16 protein-coding genes are annotated in these 21,282 nt (G+C 42.5%); 10 read left to right on the top strand and 6 right to left on the bottom strand.

All coding sequences use genetic code 11. The features are described 5' to 3' along the window. Positions 1-55 precede the first annotated feature (55 nt). The 10 genes from R9C00_18845 (at position 56) to R9C00_18800 (ending at position 13,596) form a co-directional block, all read left to right on the top strand. The gene (locus tag R9C00_18845) at positions 56-838 is read left to right on the top strand and encodes an IS5 family transposase (GenBank protein WPO33759.1); all 783 of its coding nucleotides are present in this window, start codon (positions 56-58) and stop codon (positions 836-838) included. Between the two features lie 664 nt (positions 839-1,502). Beyond that, complete coding sequence (locus R9C00_18840; protein WPO33758.1) at positions 1,503-3,566, top strand: glycogen debranching enzyme N-terminal domain-containing protein; 2,064 nt, start codon at positions 1,503-1,505, stop codon at positions 3,564-3,566. A gap of 260 nt (positions 3,567-3,826) precedes the next feature. Continuing rightward, entirely contained in the window at positions 3,827-4,645 is an 819-nt protein-coding gene (locus tag R9C00_18835) for an MbnP family protein (protein ID WPO33757.1), read from the top strand. A 41-nt stretch (positions 4,646-4,686) separates the two neighbouring features. Next, positions 4,687-5,907, top strand: a complete 1,221-nt coding sequence (locus tag R9C00_18830) for a cytochrome c peroxidase (protein ID WPO33756.1) — start codon at positions 4,687-4,689, stop codon at positions 5,905-5,907. 838 nt (positions 5,908-6,745) lie between these two features. Then, a complete protein-coding gene (gene dnaX / locus R9C00_18825; protein ID WPO33755.1) occupies positions 6,746-7,858 on the top strand; it encodes a DNA polymerase III subunit gamma/tau in 1,113 nt (370 codons plus the stop codon). Positions 7,859-7,929: 71 nt separating this feature from the next. Then, on the top strand, positions 7,930-8,430 hold the full coding sequence (locus R9C00_18820) for a hypothetical protein (GenBank protein WPO33754.1): 501 nt from the start codon (positions 7,930-7,932) through the stop codon (positions 8,428-8,430). A 27-nt stretch (positions 8,431-8,457) separates the two neighbouring features. Further along, complete coding sequence (locus R9C00_18815) at positions 8,458-8,946, top strand: hypothetical protein (GenBank protein WPO33753.1); 489 nt, start codon at positions 8,458-8,460, stop codon at positions 8,944-8,946. 30 nt (positions 8,947-8,976) lie between these two features. Then, the gene (locus tag R9C00_18810; protein WPO33752.1) at positions 8,977-9,483 is read left to right on the top strand and encodes a hypothetical protein; all 507 of its coding nucleotides are present in this window, start codon (positions 8,977-8,979) and stop codon (positions 9,481-9,483) included. A gap of 252 nt (positions 9,484-9,735) precedes the next feature. After that, positions 9,736-12,153 (top strand): penicillin acylase family protein, encoded by a 2,418-nt coding sequence (locus R9C00_18805; protein WPO33751.1) that lies wholly within the window; start codon positions 9,736-9,738, stop codon positions 12,151-12,153. A 174-nt stretch (positions 12,154-12,327) separates the two neighbouring features. Next, positions 12,328-13,596 (top strand): cyclic nucleotide-binding domain-containing protein, encoded by a 1,269-nt coding sequence (locus R9C00_18800; GenBank protein WPO33750.1) that lies wholly within the window; start codon positions 12,328-12,330, stop codon positions 13,594-13,596. Positions 13,597-13,668: 72 nt separating this feature from the next. On the opposite strand, the gene R9C00_18795 is transcribed toward R9C00_18800, so the two are convergent. The 6 genes from R9C00_18795 to R9C00_18770 form a co-directional block, all read right to left on the bottom strand. Continuing rightward, complete coding sequence (locus R9C00_18795; GenBank protein WPO33749.1) at positions 13,669-15,291, bottom strand: glycoside hydrolase 43 family protein; 1,623 nt, start codon at positions 15,289-15,291, stop codon at positions 13,669-13,671. A 1-nt stretch (position 15,292) separates the two neighbouring features. Continuing rightward, entirely contained in the window at positions 15,293-16,534 is a 1,242-nt protein-coding gene (locus R9C00_18790) for a glycoside hydrolase family 88 protein (protein ID WPO33748.1), read from the bottom strand. Between the two features lie 136 nt (positions 16,535-16,670). After that, on the bottom strand, positions 16,671-18,317 hold the full coding sequence (locus R9C00_18785) for a glycoside hydrolase family 28 protein (protein WPO33747.1): 1,647 nt from the start codon (positions 18,315-18,317) through the stop codon (positions 16,671-16,673). Between the two features lie 43 nt (positions 18,318-18,360). After that, entirely contained in the window at positions 18,361-19,374 is a 1,014-nt protein-coding gene (locus tag R9C00_18780) for a pectinesterase family protein (GenBank protein ID WPO33746.1), read from the bottom strand. Next, positions 19,355-20,299, bottom strand: a complete 945-nt coding sequence (locus tag R9C00_18775; GenBank protein WPO33745.1) for an alpha/beta hydrolase — start codon at positions 20,297-20,299, stop codon at positions 19,355-19,357. Before R9C00_18775 ends, R9C00_18780 begins: the two co-directional genes overlap by 20 nt. Beyond that, a complete protein-coding gene (locus R9C00_18770) occupies positions 20,296-21,273 on the bottom strand; it encodes an alpha/beta hydrolase (GenBank protein WPO33744.1) in 978 nt (325 codons plus the stop codon). Before R9C00_18770 ends, R9C00_18775 begins: the two co-directional genes overlap by 4 nt. Positions 21,274-21,282 lie beyond the last annotated feature (9 nt).

The following is a 21,282-nucleotide window of genomic DNA, read 5'->3' as shown; positions in this document are numbered from 1 at the left end:
ATTTTGAAAAGAGCCGGGCAGGCTAAAACTTTGTAGTGACGAAACAACAAAGTTTATGGAAACAGGATATACCCGCTTGACCTCCCGGCAATGGCAATATATAAAAGAATATCTTCCCGTGGAAAGGAAACGCAAATATGACCTCAGGGACGTGGTGGACTCGATCTTGTACTGCATGCGCAGCGGACAGCAGTGGCGCAGCCTCTCGGGCGAGGGACGCCCTCCTTGGAATGTGGTATACTATTATTTCCGCAAGTGGCAGGGGGACAACACGCTTTTTCGGCTGAACGCGGCACTCAACCAACTAGAGCGCAAGAGGAAGGGCAAGAAGGCGACCCCGAGCATGCTTTCCATTGATAGCCAGTCGGTAAAGTGCGCGCCTTTTATCGGGCAGGACACGGGGCTGGACGGCAACAAGAAGGTGAACGGGAGAAAAAGGCACGTCATCACCGATACGCTCGGGCTGGTATGGGGAGTGGTCGCCACTGGCGCCAACGAGCATGACGGCACGATAGGGCAACGGGTGGTGGAGCCCCTCTTGGGCTACCTGCACAGGATGGAAAAGATCCTGGCAGACCAGGCCTATAAAAAGAAGTTCACCGGATGGGTAGAGGACAACATAAGGGGCGTAGAGGTCGAGATATCCTCTTGTCCCCCAACCCCCAGGGGCTTTGTGCCCATCAAGTGGAGATGGGTCACCGAGAGGACATTCGGCACGTTCAATTTCTTCCGGAGGCTGTCCAAAGACTATGAAAAAACTACCAAAAGCCAAGAAGCTTGGGTTTTATGGCAAAACTGCCAAATAATACTTAATAGGATCAAAAAAATGCCTATTTAAAATTTTTAAACATGATCTTAGTTTTTTCTAGAATTTCTTCTCTTTTTAATATCGTGTAAACTTATTATTGTTTTTAGCCTGTAAAAAAGCTAGCGGCTGTTTTGAGGTTGAAATATTAATAGTCTGTTGATGAGGAGTATAAGTTTTGGTTTTACACTATTTGAAATCTGTTTTTAAAAAGGCGGGTAAAAAAAATATGTCAACTAACTAAGAATCTTCTGTATTTTTCATGGAAAATTAACACGTTGTTTTTGAGGTAACCTTATGAACAATTGTCCTTATTTATGTGTTAGGGATGTATATAGCTATAAATTAATGTGTTAGGAAAAAATTAAGTGTCATTACACATAAACTCACCTTGTTTTTCTAATTGATTTAGATGTTGTATATTCAAGTAATAAAGTTTTTCAGACCATCAAATATTAAGTTTTGCATCACTTTGGTGTAAAATCGATTCATTAGCACATTACTTTCATAAACCTTAGCTTTTGCCATTGGAAAACCTTTTTATAGGTTTTATTATGGTATGTTTCTTATCTGGTGCATAAGCTTATTTTTTGGGGCGGGCTATTTTCTAGCTTCCCTGTTTACAGATTCATATAAAAGAACCAATCCGACTAACAAGAGTATCCATTATATGTGAATCCTTTAATTACGTCCTGACATGAATTTAACTGTTAACCAAAAAGTTTTAAGAGATTTCAACCGTGCTACAGAATCTGAGTGGGTTGAAAGCAACGGTCTTGGAGGCTGGACTAGCTCCACTGTGACCGGGGCAAACAGAAGAAGGTACCACGGACTGCTAGTTGCGGCAGTGCCTGGTTTCGATGAACCCTTGAACATGCTATCGAAGCTTGATGAAACGATAGTGATGGGTGATAAACGGATAGAGCTTGCTTCCAACAAGTACCTCAATGCAGTTTATCCAAATGGGCATCTGTTTATGCAACAATTTAAGCGGAGCTTGTTCCCTTCGCTTACCTACAAGGTTGGAGATATCACGCTTAAGAAAACATTTGCCGCTATTTCTGGGGAAAACACGGTGGTGATTATCTATGAAGTACTCGAAGCTCCAAATAGCTTTACCATGGAGCTTTGCCCGCTCATAGGGGCAAGGGACGTGAGCGAGTTGCGAAATGCTGCTGATACAATGAGCCCAGTAGCCGATTTTAAGCTTGGACAGCTAGAGTATCATGCCAGTGACCAAGTGCCAGGTTTGTTTGTGAATGTGCCTGGGGCTTCTTTTAAACATAAGCCCGATTGGTATTATCAGTTTGAATACCTTGAAGGTGAGCCTGGGCAAGAAGGGAACTGTGAAGACCTGTTCACACCGGGAAGTTTTAGTTTGAACCTAGCTCCAGGAGAGAAACTTGGAATTACAGTTTCTTTAGAAAATGTTGCTTTTCAAAATGCATTTTCTTTGATGGAAAAAGAACGGGCAAGAAGACAAGTGCTGACCACAAGCCTCAATTACGATGACGAATTTATGGAGCAGCTTGTGTTAGCTGGAGACCAGTTTATAGTGTATGCTGGCAAAAATCAACGGAATATTCTTTCTGGCTACCATTGGTCTGGAGAAACGGCGAGAGACTCGTTAATGGCGCTTCCCGGTCTGTGCTTAGCTTCGGGTCGCTACGGAGATGCCAAAAACATACTGAGCTATTGGGCTCAAAAAATAGAAGAGGATTTTTTGAGCAGGAAACAAGGCGTAGATGCTACCTTGGCTATAGATGCCCCCTTGTGGCTGTTTAACGCTGCATATGAGTATTGCAAGTTTACGGGCGATATAGATTTTGTGCGCAAGGAGATAATGCACGTTATGCGCAAGGTGATAGAATGGTTTAGGGCCGGGGTTCATTCGGGCTTGAGGGTAGATATGGACGGGCTGGTAACAGCCAGCGTGGTAAAGAGCGGTATGAGCTGTTTGAGCTACGACGACAAGGAAACAAGAAGTGGGAAGTTGGTAGAGATAAATGCTCTCTGGTATAATGCACTCAAGGCATATAGCTATTTGCTTGATCTTACCAATAAGAACCAAAGCTCGGGTACGTACCGGAGTATGGCTGGTGAGGTGAAGAAAAGTTTTGTAAAAACATTCTGGAATACTTCGGAAGATTACCTTTACGATTCGGTAGAGGGAGAAGATAAGGACGAAAGGTTTAGGGTGGGTCAGCTATTGGCTATCGCATTGCCATTTCCTGTGCTAGAAGGGCTGAAAGCTCGAAAAATTTATAAACACATTAACGGTAGACTTTATACAAGTGCAGGGCTAATGTCGGGATTCAATGCGTCGCAATGGGACGAAGACCTGCCCAAAGTAGCTCTCACATGGTTGTTGGGCTTGTACATAGATGCTACCGTAAGGCTAGACGAAGAGCGGGGCGAGTACCATGCCAGAGAGGTTTTCAGATCGTTTGAACCACATCTTGGCGAGCATTGCCTCGGGAGTGTATCGGATGTATTTGAATACAACGAGAAGGTGATGCCTGCCAGAAAGGTAGCAAGTGCTAGGGCAATTGGAGAATTGCTAAGAGCGGGAGTGGGCAATGAGGTGTTCAAGAAAAAGAAAAAAGTAGAGCTTGTTCAAGAAGAAACCCCAAAAGGTTTTTTTGATAGAGAGTCAGATGAAGAAGGAATGAGGTTTTCCAATCCATTTTCAAGAATCTCAGCTTTCAGGAACAGTAGTTCCTCTAGGGTTAAGCTTTTCAAGTCTTATAGCTGGAGCTAAATAATTCAACGAACATCTTAAGTTAGTTAGCAATGCCGCCTAGTTGTGTAGAAATACACGGCAGGCGGTTTTTTAATAGCACAAACTCATTCCTTTGTGGTACAAATCACCTTTTTGGTCAAATTCCCCAATTTCCCACCCAACCCTTTGGTAATTTTATGTGTGATCTATGAGAAGGTTTTTGCCGATAAGCAGGACCTTGAGTTGATGAGATAAGTGAATCACCTCCATCACTTTTTTAACCTACTAAAATGAGAGCCATGTTTTCATTTAAAAATTGTTCGATTGCCTTATTTATATTATTCCCCCTTCTATTCTGCATGCAATGCGCCCAAGTGAAGCAAGAGGTTGCCAAGCAAGAAATGGGGGTGGTTTTAGAATTTGAGCACTGGGTAGAGGGAAAGCCGCTGGTGGTAGATACGTTGATGTATATCAATGCAGCTGGAAATCGCTACGAAGTAAATGAGATTCAGTGGTTTATTTCAGATGTACAATTGGTGAAGGAAAGTGGGGAGGAGCTTCGGCTAGATTCAAAAGGCTTTTCCCATTACGTAGATACGGATATTCCAGAAAGCCTAAGCTGGGAAATTGCCGATGAGTTACCTGAAGGGAATTATACTGCTATTGCTTTTACTTTTGGTTTGAGGGGTGAAAAAAACAAGCCTTACCAGTTTACCGACCCACCCGAAAGCGACATGCTCTGGCCCATGCATTTGGGAGGTAAAGAGGGCGGCTATCATTACATGAAGCTCAATGGCTTTTGGGAAAATGCCAGCCAAGAGCGAGATGCTTTCAACTTGCATTTGGGAGTGGGGCAGAGGAGGAATGGACAAGGAGAAGTCATTGGTTTTGTCCAAAATTGGTTTGAAGTCACGCTTCCTTTGGAGGGATTCCAGTTTGAAAAAGAGAAAAATAATTCGATCACGCTAGTGATGAATGTAGATAAATGGTTTGAAAATCCTACTATCTATGATCTGGACCAAATAGGGGGCAAGATCATGCAAAACCAAGAAGCGATGGGCTTGGCTTGCGAAAATGGAAAAGATGTTTTTTCCATCTTGCCTCCAATGGCCTTCTGATTATTATCAAATTATTCCTACCAACCTCAACTATTCTATAAATGAAAACTGCTAGATTGTTACTTTTTTGTTCAACGTTGTTTTTTGGGTTGGCGATATTCAATGCTTGCCAACAAGATGTGAACCCAAGCACTGGGGAAACGGAGTTTTATTTGCCCACTCCCTATGAGTTTCCCGATATGGATTATTTCCCTCGTAACTTGAACATTCCTTCCGATAACCCGATGACGGTAGAAGGAGTGAAGCTGGGGAGGTATCTATTCTACGATGGTCGCCTTTCGGGCAGGACGCACCCCGACTCGCTCATGAGCTGTAGTTCATGCCACAATCAGGAAAAAGGCTTCGATTTTGCCCCAGTAGAGGCTGATCAGGTTTATCCAAAAGGACTGCCTTCGGCAACGTACCCCGAAGGAAAGCAGACTTCGCACACAGGGATGGCTCTGGTAAACTTGGTCTATAACCATAAAGGGTATTTGTGGAACGGGTTTGTGCATGAAGACAATGAATTGCTAGGTTCGTCCAGTTATCAAGTTCCGGCGGACAGTAGTTTTCATTATCAAAACATAGAATCTTTGGTGTGGATGAGCATAGCTGCGCCTCACGAAATGAACGGGAGCATAGAGCAAACGGTAAAAACCATTGCAGGGATTGATAGCTACAAGCCTATGTTCCGAGATGCTTTTGGAAGTGAAGAGGTCAATATCGATAGGATAAGCAAGGCGATTGCCCAGTTTGTGCGGAGCATCGTTTCGTACCGAAGTAAGTTCCATCAGTACATGCGGGAAGAAGCCGAACTTACTGCTTTGGAAACAAGGGGAATGGAATTGTTTTTTTCAGAAGAGGGTGATTGCTTTCACTGTCATGGCGGTTCGGTACTGATGACCACCAATCTGTTTTACAACAATGCTAAAGATAAATCATTTTTCGACTCCAAAGACCGCTTTGCCATTACGGCTGATGTGAAAGACAAAGGAGCTTACCGAGCACCATCGCTCATTAATGCTGCTGTGCGAAGCCCCTACATGCACGATGGCCGCTACACATCGCTAGATGAAGTAATAGATTTTTATTCGGATGGATTGGTGGATACACAAAATGCGCACCCACTCATGAAGCAGGTGAAAAGAGGTGGTGTTAGGTTAAATAAGGATGATAAAGTGGCCCTGAAAGCATTTGTATTGAGCCTGACGGATTATGATCTGCTCTCCGATCCGCAATACAGCCGACCTGAAGATTTGAGAGATGGAAGTAAGTCAAATTGATTGGATTCCTGATTGGTTTATTTAGGGGTGCTTTGGTTTATAAAACTTGGCCCCTAGAAAAGACACAAGGGTAGATGTTCATCTACCCCTTGTGATTCTTTCAACCAGCTATGAAAAAGAATTATTTAGTGCAAAACACTAAATATTTGCTTCGATACAAATGTACTAAATTATTTATTCCACGCAACAAATGGAGTGTTTAATTTCAGATTAAAATCTATTTTTTTTTAAGATTTACAGGTTTATCATAGGTTTTTATGGAAAAGTGCAATAAAATATTTGTATAATTAAATGTTTTGTAGTTTTTTAAAATTGGATAATTTACCCAAAATAATTGTATTATTCTAATAAAGTAGTTTCTTTGGTATTTTACATTCATTTAACCTTTTGGTAATACCTTGCCTTATCTATTGGGCCATGCGCCTTTCGCCAAATATTGTTTAGATATATGGGTAATATTATCCTATAAAAAATGGATTTGTAACATCGTTTAGGTGGACGGTTGGGAGTTAGGATGAAAAAGCTAGGTTCTTCCTTGAGAGAGTAGTTCGATGATGTACCAAGATTAGTGATAAAGGAGAAAGGTATGGGGAACGGCTGGCGGCAAAACGATTTGTGCGCACTGGGGAAAGAGGGTAGGGCAAGACCGAAATGGCTGGTGTGTGGGGTGGCTTGACCACCCGGGACGGGCATTGCGAGAGTGCGCCCAAGAAAAATTATCGCCAACTCTTTCTGATTACCAATGGGTTGTGCAAAAAATGTCTCCTCACTGTTTTTACAATGTCAAATTTCCCTCTTTGGGCTTCCCTAAATTTGGTGGGAATTACTAACTTGCGCCATGGAAAATTTTGTAGTATCGGCTAGGAAGTACCGTCCCGTGTCTTTTGAAGATGTGGTAGGGCAGTCGCATATCACTACCACACTGCAAAATGCGATCGAGAGCAACCACTTGGCGCAAGCGTTTCTTTTTTGCGGGCCAAGGGGCGTGGGCAAGACTACTTGTGCACGGATTCTTGCACGGAAGATCAACCACGAAGAGCAGACCGAAGAAACGGTGCTCGATCAGTCCAACTCATTTAATATCTATGAACTTGATGCCGCATCTAACAACTCTGTCGAAGATATTCGGAACTTAGTTGACCAAGTGCGCTACCCGCCTCAGTCGGGCAAGTACAAGGTGTATATTATAGATGAGGTGCACATGCTTTCCAATGCGGCCTTCAATGCGTTTTTGAAGACGCTGGAGGAGCCGCCGCCGTATGCCATTTTCATTTTGGCGACTACGGAAAAGCACAAGGTGATTCCTACGATTTTGTCGCGTTGCCAGATTTTCGATTTCAACCGAATCTCTGTACAGGACATAGCCGACCACTTGGCACGGATTGCCCAAAAAGAGGGCATTACTGCCGAGCCTGAGGCGTTGTTCCTCATTGCCCAAAAAGCCGACGGTGCGCTTCGTGATGCGCTTTCGCTTTTTGATATGATTGTGACGTTTTCTACCGACAAGAATGTGACCTACAAAGGCACGCTGGAAAACCTCAACATCCTCGATTACGATTACTTTTTCAAGATCACCGAAGCGCTGATGGGCGAAGACCTTACGCAGGCATGGTCGATTTTTGATGAGATTCTCCGCAAGGGCTTTGACGGGCACTTGTTCATTACGGGCTTGTGCGAGCACTTGCGCAACCTGATGGTCTGCAAAGACCCTGAAACGAGCAAGCTGCTGGAAGTTGCCGACAATGTGCGGGAACAATACAAAAAGCAAGCAGTCGATGCCAAGCTTTCCTTCCTGATGACTGCCCTCAACATAGGTAGCCAATGCGACCTGAACTACAAAAGCAGCAAAAACCAACGGCTCCATGTGGAGGTGGCGCTCATGAAGATGAGCCACATCAACAATGCGATAAAGTTGGCTGCGGAGATGCAGGGTAAAAAAAAAATAGCGTAGCAAAAAGTGTTAGCGACGAAAAGCCCCTCACAGGCAGCAAACTGCTAGCTTGGAAGAAAAACCGTATTTCGGTGAAGCCCACGGCGAATGTTCCCGCCAGTATAGACCAGGTAAAGCAGAAGATAAAAGCGGATGACCAGAAGCGAAAACAAGAAGCCGAAGAGCGCGCCAAGCGTGAAGGTGAACGGGGCAACCGACGAACTCCTTTTGATCTTAACAAACTCCAGACCCACTGGAACGAGATAAAAGAAGAGGTAAAAAAGAAGGTAAACGATAAGCAACAGCAGTACATAATGGATGAGGGTGAACTTTCCCTCCAAGGGGAGTTCAAGATTGTGGTGAAGCTCAATAACCGCCTCTTGCTAGAGCGGTTCAGGCTGCTCACTCCCATGCTCTACCAGATGCTAAGCTCCAGGCTGAAAAACGATGTGATAGAGTTTGAAGCCACGGTGGGCGAAGCGGCAAAAGGAACGCTAGAACCTTACACCTCCCACGAAAAGTACGAGTACCTCCTCGAAAAATTTCCTCTTCTGAGTGAGCTAAGGGACAAGCTTGGGTTGGAGGTGGATTAGGAAGTATTAATGTTGAATTTTTTGAACATGAAAAACATTTTTTATTTGTTGATTGCTCTTCTTTGCTTACTATCAAGTTGCCATATTCCATATACTATTTATGTTAGAAATAAGTCCAAAAAAAATGTTGTTCTAAAATTCAAATTGAAGAATGAACTGAATTTAGAGCCTGATTTTCATTTTAACCAATTGGATACTATTTACTCTTTGAAGAAAATCAATCGTTTAGTAAGGCCGAACCCTTATAGTAAGTCGGTTATGGATATCGAAGGCATAGATAAATTTGATTCAGTGACTTACAACATAAATGTTATGCCAGAGATAACGATGTTTTATTTTTCTAAAAAATATCGTCCGAATGTGGAATACATTGTGTTAAGTTCATCAATAGGAGTTGATAGTATTTATTTGGATTATAATTATAAAGATGAAGTTGTAAATGAAGTTAAGGATAAAAATCATCGACTTTCTGTTACTTTCAAGTCTCGGTATAATTGGGTTTTTGATATAGAATGAAGATGAGCCTTTTTATGTAAATCATTGAAAATGAAACAGAAAATAGTTTTATTAATTTCTTTATCCTTTTTACTTTTGAGTTGTCATCCTGCCATCAACATATACGTAAGAAATAAAACGGATGATGAAATTTGTTTTCAGGTCAAATTAAAAGATCCCTTCTCACCCACAAAATCTCCTTCAATCTATTTGAATATACTCGATACTATTTATCCGCTAAAAAAAATAGGACCTTTTGGTTCGAGTCCTTATGACCAGTCAGTTACTAATGTAGAAGACATAGACGTTATTGACTCTCTAACGTATAGCATTAGCATTTTATCTCAAAATACAATGTGTTACTATGCGGGGAATTATCTCGCAAATGTAGACTACATTTTGTTGGAATCGCTTAAGGGGAGTGATTCCATTCGCTTTGAAGAAAAGTGTTATTCCTTCAGAGACAAAGAAAAAATAGGTCAAGCGATGGAAGCTAAAATACATCCTTTCAAATTCTATGTCAAAGGAAGGTATAATCTGATTCTTGATGTAGAATAGGGTATAAAGTTGATGTATTATTTTTGAAATTCTTCTTCCTATTTTGAGTCTGGTGAGCGGGTAATATAATCAACGTGATAGTATCATATGAAACTATCAAAGGTAGGGAAAAGGTTGCCTATTTAATGAGCGGTTGGTAGAAATTCATCCCCTTTCTCGCCAAACTTTCCATTTTGTTGTAGGTTTATTCTCCAATAAGCTCCTTGCTGTTGGATATGCTTTTTTGATTGCTTTTACAACACCACTTATTACATGAAACTTATCAAAAGAATTTTCCTAGGAATTGTATTGCTCCTTACCGTTGGGGCTATTGCTCTGTTTGTTTATTTACAAATGCAAAAGCCTCAGTACGATGGGGAGGTGGCTATTTCTAACCTCCATTCCACTACGGAGGTGCTGTACGATGAGTATGGGGTCCCACATATTTATGGGGAAGACTTAGAGGATTTGTACCGAAGCTTGGGCTATGTACATGCGCAAGACAGGCTTTTCCAGATGGAAATGCTGCGGAGAGTAGGAGGGGGCAGGCTTTCGGAAATATTGGGGGCAGATTTTGTAAAAACGGATCAGTTTTTCAGGACACTTGGGATCGCTGAAAATAGCAAGCAAGCGGTGGACCTGTATTTCGGAGAAATTGATAAACCCGAGGAGGTATATACACTCGCATATTTGGATGGGATAAACCAGTACATGGCTAACAACACGTTGCCGGCGGAGTATGCGATTATGGGGATTCCCGAAGAGGAGTTTACAGTGGAGGATGTGTATAATATTACCGGGTATATGGCATTTTCTTTTGCGGCAGCATTTAAAGTTGACCCTTTGGTTACAAAAATACATAGGGACTTAGGTCCTGAATATTTGAACTCTTTGGCAGTAGACTGGCCCGAGGGAGCGGAGCTTATTCCTATAAACAATCCTGACTTGCCAGATTCAGTGATTTTGGAAGCAACTGCTGGTGAAAGCATTACCCAAATGTTGGAGAAGCTGCCCGTGCCGCTGATTATGGGGAGCAACGGTTGGGTGCTAAGTGGCAAGCGGACAAAGAGTGGGAAAGTACTTTTCAGTAACGATACACATATTGGTTATTCGCAGCCGGCGGTGTGGTACGAAGCGCACTTGGAAGGAGCAGGCTTTTCCGTATATGGCAACCATCTGGGCGGCTTTCCTTTTCCCTTGGTAGGGCATACGCGCAGGCATGCTTGGGGGCTGACTATGTTTGAGAATGATGACATTGATTTTTATGTAGAAAAACAACACCCGGACGACGAGAACTTGGTGAGGCAGGAAGGAGAATGGATTCCTTTAGTGATAAGAAAAGACACCATAAAAGTGAAAGGGGGTGATGATATTGTATTTGAAATAAAAAAATCATCGCATGGCCCTATAGTAAACAAGGTGGTGGATGCGGTAGGCGAACTAGAGAAGAACCCGGTGGCTTGTTGGTGGACATTTACTCAAAAGCCTGCTAATTTGTTGGGTGTCGCTTATAGTTTTTCTCATGCAAAAAACATGGCTGAGTTTAAGGAAGGGGTATCTGAATTGCGTGCGCCTGGGTTAAATGTGATGTACGGAGATGCAGAAGGAAATATTGCTTGGTGGGCTGCGGCATCCATTCCCGATAGGCCCACACATGTGCATCCTAAGATGTTTTTAGGTGGGGAAAGTGGGGAGGATGACTATAAAAGCTTTCTTGACTTTAGCTACAATCCGAAGTTGGAAAACCCGGAGTCGGGCTTTGTCTATTCGGCAAATAACCAGCCCGATACGGTGGCAGGTAGGCTTTACCACGGGTACTATGTACCCGAAGATAGGGGCTTGAAAATACGGCAAATGCTGGAAAAAGCAGAAGGCTGGGGCGTAGATGAAATGAAAAACATGATCAACGATAATACCTCTCCCGTAACGATTGAAATATGTGAGGAACTATTGAAAATAGCGGGGCAAGAAGGAGCTTTTGGCAAGAGTGATACGCATGAAAGGGCATTGAACCTTTTGGCAAATTGGGACGGGGCTTGTGAGATAGATATTGCTGCACCAACTATTTATTACCAGTGGTTGGGGTGGATAGTTCAACTGACTTTTGAAGATGAATTGGGTGAAAAAGATTTTTCCACGTTCCGTTCCACGCATTTTATGAAAAGGAGCTTGGATAAGCTTATCCATAATGAGGCAGCGCTTTGGTGGGATAATTCGAAAACAGCAGAAAAGGAAACTAGAGGCGCAACTGTTATTGCTGCATTAGATTCTGCTTTGCTTCAGTTGGTGAACGGGATAGGACAAGATCCTGAGATTTGGCTTTGGGGGCTTTCGCACACATTGGAACATGGACATGTGCTGGGTAGCCAAGCCCCGCTCGATAAATTCTTTAACGTAGGTCCTTTTCCCATGGATGGCAGTAATGAGACGATTAATAATCAGGTAATTACAATCTCTACCGACTTGGAGCATAAGGTGAAAGTAGGTCCAGCAATGCGGATCATCATCGATTTTGATGATATTGAAAATGCTATTTGTGTGTTGCCTACGGGGCAGTCTGGTAATTTTATGAGTCCACATTACAGCGATCAGGCAGAGCTATTTGTAAATGGTAAGTTCAGGAAAATGATGATGAATGAAGGGGAGATTAGGGAGAAAAGTAAGCATATTTTGATGTTGAAGTCCGAGTGATTTTATTCTAACCTGAAAATCCTATCTTAGAAGGTAGAAGTTATAAGGTAGAATTTTTGGATTCTGCTACAATTGTTTTTAAGGCATTGATAAGCATTTTAAACCGATATGTCTTTTAGTTTTGTGCTATCATGCGTAAGTCTTGTTTTTAGTTAAGAAGAAAAAAAAGAATAGTTGATAAAGAAATACTCAGTAAAAGCTTGGAACTTGTTGATTCTGATAAGTACGAGTTTTGTAGCTATTTTCATCCCTCTTGATACCATCTTTGGGTTTGAGCCTACATGGGTTCATTATATTATCGATTTGGTAGGTGGGATTTTTTTGGCGGATATAGTGGTAAGCATTGTAAATGCCAAGAAGGATACGACTGCTTCTCTTTTTGAAGACGAAGACAGCTTAAGCGTATATTTACGCTACTGGCTTATTCTTGATATTATTGCAATTATTCCTTTCAAGTATTTAGCCTACAATCCGTTTTTCCAACTTTTTATGCTAGTCAAAATCTTCAAGGCGTTGAGGATAATGTCGCGTTTTAGGCACTACGAAGTAAAGCGGGCTACGGAATTGGCGATTTGTTACCTGCTTATTTGGTTGATTCATATTTCACATTGGATCAGTTGTGCTTGGATTTACATTTCGGGGATTCGACCTGAGTTTGATGCTACTTCTAATTACATCCGGGCACTTTATTGGAGCGTGACCACACTTACCACGGTGGGATATGGTGATATTACGCCCGATCAGTATAATAACACACAGATGATATTTACCATTTTTGTAGAGATATTAGGGGTGGCTGTTTATGGTTATGTAATAGGTAATGTGGCGGGTATTATATCAAAAACAGACCCTGCAAAAGCCCAATATCAACATAACATAGAGAAGCTGACGGCACTGATTCAATACCGTCAACTGCCGATAAGCCTACAAGGAAAAATTCGCGATTATTATACCTATCTGTGGAAAAAGCGGATGGGCTTTAATGAAATGGATTTTTTGGAAGGATTGCCAGATCATTTGCAAAAAGAGGTTTCACTCCATCTGAAAAAGGAGATTATCAATAAAATCCCTCTTTTTCAGTTTTGTACCGATGACTTTGTGAAGGAAATTTCTATGCACTTGGTGCCAGAGGTAGTGACGCCAGAGGATCGGGTTTTTAGCTATGGAGACGAAGGAAAGGAGATGTATTTTGTGGTGAAAGGGGAATTGCAAGTACTTTCAGGGGATAGCGGAAAGGAAATAGACCGATTGTATGAAGGGGATTTCTTCGGGGAGATTGCCCTGTTTTTGGACGCCACTAGGTCGGCTACAATCAAGGCAGTGACCTACTGTGATTTATACAAGCTACGAAAAGTACATTTTGAGCGAATTGTCCATCGCTATCCTGAGATAGGGGCACAAATAAAGGCGCAGGCTAAGATCAGGAAAGATCGGGATGATTAGAGTTGAGCTATCTGGTTGAAATCATAAAAAATTGCAGAGCTGTAAATTATTACAACAGCTCTGCGGCAAGTACTATTTCTCAACATGGAACCAATCGATAAGAACGTAGCCTCCAAGCCCTGTTTCTTTGTCTCTTTTGGCGTAGAGTCCTGATTTAGCTCCTACCCATTTGCCTTCCTTGGCAGTGAACTCTTGTCCAATTGGTTTGAAAACTTTCCCATCTGTGCTATAAGAAAAGTTGACCAGTGCTCCTTTTTTTACTTCGGATCTTAACCAAACTGTTGTGCCAACAATTTTAGCTGAGTTAAGTGTTTTCTCCTCCTTATTTTTTTCCGCTTGTAGGCAAACTCGCTGTTCGATGTAAACCTCTCCTTTTTTCTTCTTGGCTACCAGAGACGCATAGTCCAGTCCAAAAATCAATAAGCCAGTTTCTTCGCCATCTTTCAGGTTAGACACATCCATTTTGACGGTGTTTTTGAACTCTTCTGCGGGGAATTTTTGGAGAAGAATATTAGGAGAAAGCCACAAATTACTGGCTAATTCTGAAGTTGGTTTTGTGTTCAACTTCAGCTGCCCTTCTTTAGCAGCTAGGCTGTACCACCCTGGTTGGGGATTGGCATTCCATTGCCATTGTAGCCCTAAGGTTTTACAGTCAAATTCATCCGATTCTATTGGATTTACCACTTTTTGTGTGGGCAAGTTTGGTTTTTTATGAACAAGGAAAGGTTCTCCTGTACCATCACCATCTTTGTCGTTGCCCATGATGGGCCAATCGTCAATCCACTCTACGGGTTGCAAGTGGAGAATTCTTCCATATGCTCCTTTGTCTTGGAAATGGAAGAACCAGTTTTCACCGTTTTCCAGCTCTACCCAACCACCTTGGTGAGGACCATTGATGGGTGTTTCGCCTTGGGCAAGTACGATTTTTTCCTCATAAGGACCATACACGTTCTTAGAACGCAATATAAGTTGCCAACCAGTGGGAACTCCACCCGCTGGTGCGAAAATGTAGTAGTACCCATTTCTTTTGTAAAACTTAGGCCCTTCAATAGTTTCATGGTCTTTATGCCCATCGAAAACGATTGTTCCCTTGTCCATAATTTGCGAACCGTCTTTGCTCAACTCCACCACTTGGAGCGTACTCTTGATACCCGCTCGGCTATGGGCGAAGGCATGGACTAAGTATACCTTTCCATCATCATCCCAAAGCGGGCTGGAGTCTATGTTTCCATATGCTTTTTTTACCAAGATTGGCGCAGACCATTCTCCCGCTGGGTCATCGGTTTGTACCATGTAAATACCTCGGTCTGGATCGCCCCAGTAGATGTAGAACATGCCCTCGTGGTAGCGGATACAGGGTGCCCAAACCCCATTTCCATGTTGGGGAGTATCGAAATAGCTACCTGGGAAAGAAGGGATTGCGTAGTTGATCAATTCCCAGTTTACCAAGTCTTTTGAATGTAGGATTGGCAAAGCGGGAACGGAATTGAAAGAAGAAGAGGTCATGTAAAAATCATCTCCTGCCTTACAAATATCAGGGTCGGAATAATCCGCATGGATGACAGGGTTTTTGTAATTTCCATCACCCAAATCTGGCGACCAAGCTTCGGATACATACTGTGCTTCTGTATGGGTAGATACGAAAGCAAACAAAGCAAAAAGTATTGAATAAGTTAATTTAGGGTATTTTTTCATGCTATTTTTTGTTAAAGATTTCCATGTTTTCATATAACAGGCTCGCCATGATGAAAGGACCTGTCCCTTTTCCATCGTTCGACCTTTTTTTCTCATTTATGTAATATTCGTAAGTACCATTGCGCACTAAATTATCGGCAGGGCCTAAGCCTGCGCCAGCACAGCACTCGGTCAATTCTACTTCTTCGTTCGAGTGTTTTATGATCAGGTTGTCGATTATCCCTTTGTAAGCCTTTTCAGCCGTAGGAACATACTCATCTCCCAAATATCCTTGGTCAATTCCTTTGAGCAGTCCGTAGGCAAACATAGACGAGCAAGTTGCTTCTAGGTAATTTCCTTTGCGGTCACCTTGGTCTAATACTTGGTACCAAAGCCCAGTTTTTTCATTTTGCCAGCGTTTGGCAGTAGCTGAAAGTTCTGTAAATTCATCTATCAACTGTTGGCGTTTTGGATGGTCTTTTGGGAAGAAGTCAAGTGCATCTATCAGCGCCATGTAGTACCATCCTACGCCTCTTCCCCAAAAGTGCTTCGAAAGTCCTGTTTCAGGGTCTGCCCAATACACATCTTTGCGAGGGTTCCATCCGTGGTAATACCAACCCGTTATGCTATCCCGAGCATTTTCGTGCATTAATTCAAACTGAAGAGCGATATCGTCGAACATGGAGTCATCACCATAGGTTTTGGCATATTGCGCATAAAAAGGGCTGCCCATGTATATGCCATCTAGCCACATTTGGTTAGGGTAGATTTTTTTATGCCAAAAACCTCCTTCGCTTATCCTAGGCTGGTCGTGGAGTTGGTCATAAAGAGCATCAATTGCTTTTTTATAGCGTTCATCACCTGTTTTATCATAGAGTGCAAATAAAATCTTGCCTGAGTTGATGGCATCAATATTAAACGCTTCTTTCCTGAATCTTCCCATAATTTCCCCTTCAGAATTTATCAAAGAATCGGCATATCCTTTTACATAATCGAAATATTTGGGGTCATCTGTATCTTCCCAAACTTTCAGAATGGAGAGGCAAACAAGCCCGTTTACGTACGACCATCGGGGTTCCGTATGGAAGTCCAGCATCCAAGCCTCTGGATTTCTTTTTATCTCGGACTCGGTCATCAACTGCGACCATTTTTCTTTGGCTGGAACCTCCTTTTTTTCTTTCTTTTCTGAGGGGCTGCAACCAATTAGTATCGTAATGCAGAATGCAAAGATGATTGTGCTATGAAGCTTAGGTTTCATTTTCATTAGTTAATCTGGGTTTTATAAGTTGAATTTTGTTTTAAAAAATGCTTTAGGCTTTGAACCAAAAGGCACTTTAAAGTTATCATGAAGTGCCCAAAAAAGCGTTCGCTGAGGCGATAAAAAAATCAAAGTGTAGGAATTACTTTAGCAGTGCTTGCTTAGTAGCCTCATGCTGGAAAGTCGCCTTCTTGATTTCCTTGTGCAAATCCGTATTCAAAAGCTGAATACCTTTTGTTGATTCCCCATTTATTTCAAATACAGTATCGATCCCTTTCCCAAAAGCCAAGTTGTCTACAACTACTTTTTCGCTTGACTCTATGTAGATGAGCGGGCTTTTGTCTTTGGTATGGATAGTTGCGTTTTGCAAAGAAACACCTTGGGCGTAGGTGATTTCCACACCTTTTTCAGTCGTGATGAAGATGTTTTTCATATTGATGTTCTGCACGGGCATTTCGGGAATCCCTTTTATACAAATCCCTCTTTCTGCGCCATTGCAAACAATGTTTTCAATGTAAATATCCTTGAACTGTGGCGTCTCTTCGGTGACAGGAGGGATCGTCATTTTTTCATTAGATCCGGGAGTTTTCGTCCAGTAATACATATTGAACATGACGGCTTCATGCACGATATCCACCATGTTGATATCCTTGATATAGATGTTTTCTACTACGCCGCCTCTTCCTCTGGTCGTTTTGAAGCGCAAGCCTTTATCAGTTCCCATGAACGAGCAGTTGGAAACGAAGATGTTTTTAGCCCCGCCCGACATCTCGCTTCCCACTACGAAGCCTCCGTGCCCTTTATAGACTATATTGTTCCTAACAATCACATTTTCAGTCGGAACTCCTCTGTCCCTTCCCGGCTTGTCCTTTCCAGATTTTATGCAGATGGCATCGTCCCCAACGTCGATTGTGCAGCCTTCTATCAATACGTTTTTACAAGATTCGATGTCGATGCCGTCTCCATTTTGGGCATAATCGGGGTTTTTGATAAATAAGTTTCTAAGCGTAAGGTCTTCGCAAATAAGCGGATGGAGGTTCCAAGCGGGAGAATTTTGAAAAGTGACCCCTTCAAGCAAGACTTTTTTGCACTCGGTAAGTACCAACATATTGGGTCTGAGGTAATCTTTTATGTCTTCAAAATCGCTTAATTTCATACCTGCTTCCATCACGCTCGTGCGATTTCCCTCATGGGCTTTTTTAGTTTTTTCGGAAGGAAACCACGTTTTGCCATCTTCGCTCAGCAGTCCTCCTGAAGCAACTTTTTTCTTCCATTCCGATTCGGTCAGCTTATCTTTTTTCACCATTCGCCATACATCGCCGTTTCCGTCGATGGTACCAAAACCTGTGATGGCAATATTTTCAAGTTGAGTTCCCATAATTGGGGACTCGTTTCTTGCCGAAGGTTTTCCTTCGTACACTCCCTCCACCATTTTGTATTGGTCAAAATCTTTGGTGAACTGCAAAAAGGCATTCTTTGCCAAGTGCAAGTTTACATTGCTCTGCATTTTGATTGGCCCTGTGATCCAATATCCGCTGGGAACGAGGACAACTCCGCCACCTTTTTTGCTGCAATCGGCTATGGCTTTGTTTATCTGTTCTGTGTTCAGCGTGATGCCATCAGGCTTTGCGCCAAAGTCCAATATATTGGATGTATCTGATTTAAAATCAGGTTCTTGGATGGTTGGTAAATGCTCCCAATTATACGTTTCTTGTGCAAAAGAATTTGTATAGGAAAATAGGATGATAATGCCCCATAAAAATAGAGTTGTGAATTTCTTTAATTTCATATTTCAGTTGTTTTAAAAGTTTGCTCTTGCCTTCAGGATTCCATTAATCTTGCTGATAAAAGCTAGGATACCATCCACCCATTACGGTTTCGTATTCAAACTGTTTGATGTCCTTTTTGCTCAGCTGCTTGCTCCAGCTTACACGTTGTGAAAAATCAGATTTCCCATTGATATATTTACTGTTGTATTCTGCATAAAACACCGTTTTTTCGTTTTCCGGATTTCTCCAATTGTCCCATCCCTCTTTTAAAATATGTTCGTCCATTTCTGTGTTGATGAACACTGTTTTCGCATAAGGTCTCCAAGGGCGTCCTAGGTAAACTTTATTGACTAAATCGCCTTGCCGGAGCAGTTTGCAGTTGAGGAAGATAAAACCGTAAGGCTGAACATCTCTAGTAGATGCAGCCGTAACAAAAGAGTTTTTTTTGCTAACTATGGTGCACTCCTCAAAAAAAGTGGTAGCTGCCCCAAAAATGAAGTCCGTCGTGCCTTCTATGTAGCAATTTGTGAAAAAGTTTCTGGTCCCGTCTTTAGATACATACAAGGTGTCTTGGTTTGCTAAAATCTTACAGTTTTTGAAGGCTACTCGATCTGCTTCCACGTGTACTGCTACTGCCTGGCCTACTCGCCCAGCGGTATTTTGGATAGTAAGGTTTTCAGCGGTAAAATCATTTCCCTGTACTAGCAGCGTATAGGAATTGTACGTGGTAAATTTGTCGAATCCTCGCCTATCTTTGTAAAGGCGCTCTTTTCCCGAATAATCATTGAAGGAAATGATTGTTTTGTCTATGTCTTCTCCTACAAAAGCGATGTTCCTTTTTTCTGAAGGGACAACCACTTTTTCCTGATAAGTACCATTTTTTATGTGGATTACCACCTTTTGTTCCGAATGGTCCCTCACCGCATTTATAGCTTCTTGGATGGTAGGGAAGTCCCCGCTGCCGTCTTTTGCCACGGTAAATTTGTTGGGGTAGACCTTGGGTTGTGCGTAGCCAAAGCCGATGCCCAATAGTAATAAAGTAAGGGTTAGTAAAGTTTTATTTTTTGATGTTTTCATTGATAATATGAGTTTCTATTAGCCAGCTTTCGCATAGCTGTGTCCATAAATTTGTTGAGCCTGGGTTGTTTCTAAGTGCGATATTGTGCCCACCTTGTGGGAAAATATGTAAAGACGAAGAAGCGATTCCTTTGTCCATTAATGCGTTGAAAAATAGCATGCTGTTTTGGGGAGAAACCCCTGTGTCGTTAAATGCATGGCAGACAAAAGTGGGAGGAGTGTACTCGCTCACTTGGTTTTGAAGTGAGAACTTCTGCACAAGTTCTTTTGACGGATTTTCCCCCAACAAATTATCCCTACTTCCTCGGTGGGCAAACTCGCCCAAGTCTATCACAGGAGAGATCAAGATCGTGAAATCTGGTCGGTACGAGTGATAAAGTTGGCCTTTGGAAGTCTGGGTATAATCTTCTTGAATTGTACTAAGCGAAGCCGCTAAATGTCCTCCTGCAGAAGCGCCCCACACACCAACTCTCGTGGTGTCAATGCCCCACTTTTCCGCATTGGCTCGGATGATCTGCATTGCCCGCTGGGCATCTTGCAAGGGTGCGATTTCTCTTTTAACCAAATCGGGGGAAAGTGGTAAACGATGGCTGAGCACGAAGGCGTTCATCCCCAACGTGTTGAACCATTTTGCCATTTGGTAGCCACTGATGTTGAAAGAAAGATGGTGATAACCACCACCGGGAATGATCAAAACGGCAGCTCCTTTGTTCTCTTGGTTGGAGGTAAAAAAAGGAGTGATCCAAGGTTTGTCAACTTGGAATAGTCGCTCGTTATTGATGCTGTCTTTTACTTCTACTCCTTTGGAATTGGGTAAAGCCCCTTCTTTCCAAAGCATAATTCGTTCTTGCCCAGAGGCAGTAGTAAAATAGAGAAATGATAAGAGCAGAAGGATGATTCTGCGTGTTATTTTAAAAAATCTCACTTGGTAAGGCTTTTTGTTAAAAATACTGCAATATAATCAACAGTTGGGTTAACCCAAGGGTCAAATAACCAAAATGGATGAACCTGTACGTCAAATTTATGGACTTCGGTATAGATGTCCCAAATCTTGAACATGCCAATCATTTCATCTTGGCCTGCATGGAAGCGGGGGTAGCCGCTGTTCAGAAATAGGATCGGGGCTGAATTTTCATTTGCCCAAAAGATAGAAGAGGCGTCTTTCCATGTCCCGGGAACTTCGTAAAACGTTCCACCTAGCCATTCCACATCGGGAGAGTCAGGTCTTCTGTCCAAATTCAGTGATAGAGGTGCCATAAAATCAATTACACCGTCAATGTCAACCACAGCCTGAATTTCGCTGGAAAATTCTGGATGACCGTGGTCTCCTTCCATTTTCTCCACCCCATTGGTCATACCTACCAGTGCCGCTAATTGCCCACCTGCGGAGCAGCCAGAAATGGCAATCTTGTCTGGATCTATATTGTATTTTTCTGCATTGGCACGCATCCAGCGGATAGCTGCTTTGATGTTGTGAACTGCTGCAGGGAATTTTGCTTCTAGCGACAATTGGTATTCCACGCAAACCGTTACAAACCCTTTTGCCGCTAGCTTTTGCGCCATAGGGATTTGCATGGATTTATCTCCAGAGCGCCAGCCTCCGCCATGCACCATAATAAGTGCGGGGTATTTCCCCTTTTTCTTGGGTTGGAAAACATCTACGTGCAGGTCGCGAGAGCCAAATGGGGTATCGGGCAAAGTGGTATACACTACGTCCCGTTCTTCTTTCACTCCTTTGGGCAGTTTGTCGGGTGCGGGGACAGCCTCAGGATAATTCTTTTTAATCTTGTTGTAGGTGATTAAAGTTGTGTAGGTTGTGTCTCTGGGTATCGGTTTTTGTTGGCCGAAAAGTGATAGGCTCAGCCCCATACAAAAGACAAAAAAGTTTAGTTTTTTCATATTTTCATT

The organism is Flammeovirgaceae bacterium SG7u.111 (genome assembly GCA_034044135.1).
Classification (GTDB): domain Bacteria; phylum Bacteroidota; class Bacteroidia; order Cytophagales; family Flammeovirgaceae.
Note: the sequence above shows the minus strand (reverse complement) of the source record. Positions and strands in the feature narration are given on the sequence as shown.

Bases quoted from the DNA above. Each gene is read 5' to 3' on its own strand.
- R9C00_18840 (WPO33758.1), top strand. From the start codon at position 1,503: ATGAATTTAACTGTTAACCAAAAAGTTTTAAGAGATTTCAACCGTGCT.
- R9C00_18845 (WPO33759.1), top strand. From the start codon at position 56: ATGGAAACAGGATATACCCGCTTGACCTCCCGGCAATGGCAATATATA.
- R9C00_18795 (WPO33749.1), bottom strand. From the start codon at position 15,291: ATGAAAAAATACCCTAAATTAACTTATTCAATACTTTTTGCTTTGTTT.
- R9C00_18815 (WPO33753.1), top strand. From the start codon at position 8,458: ATGAAAAACATTTTTTATTTGTTGATTGCTCTTCTTTGCTTACTATCA.
- R9C00_18835 (WPO33757.1), top strand. From the start codon at position 3,827: ATGTTTTCATTTAAAAATTGTTCGATTGCCTTATTTATATTATTCCCC.
- R9C00_18810 (WPO33752.1), top strand. From the start codon at position 8,977: ATGAAACAGAAAATAGTTTTATTAATTTCTTTATCCTTTTTACTTTTG.
- R9C00_18790 (WPO33748.1), bottom strand. From the start codon at position 16,534: ATGAAAATGAAACCTAAGCTTCATAGCACAATCATCTTTGCATTCTGC.
- dnaX (WPO33755.1), top strand. From the start codon at position 6,746: ATGGAAAATTTTGTAGTATCGGCTAGGAAGTACCGTCCCGTGTCTTTT.
- R9C00_18830 (WPO33756.1), top strand. From the start codon at position 4,687: ATGAAAACTGCTAGATTGTTACTTTTTTGTTCAACGTTGTTTTTTGGG.
- R9C00_18785 (WPO33747.1), bottom strand. From the start codon at position 18,317: ATGAAATTAAAGAAATTCACAACTCTATTTTTATGGGGCATTATCATC.
- R9C00_18805 (WPO33751.1), top strand. From the start codon at position 9,736: ATGAAACTTATCAAAAGAATTTTCCTAGGAATTGTATTGCTCCTTACC.
- R9C00_18770 (WPO33744.1), bottom strand. From the start codon at position 21,273: ATGAAAAAACTAAACTTTTTTGTCTTTTGTATGGGGCTGAGCCTATCA.
- R9C00_18780 (WPO33746.1), bottom strand. From the start codon at position 19,374: ATGAAAACATCAAAAAATAAAACTTTACTAACCCTTACTTTATTACTA.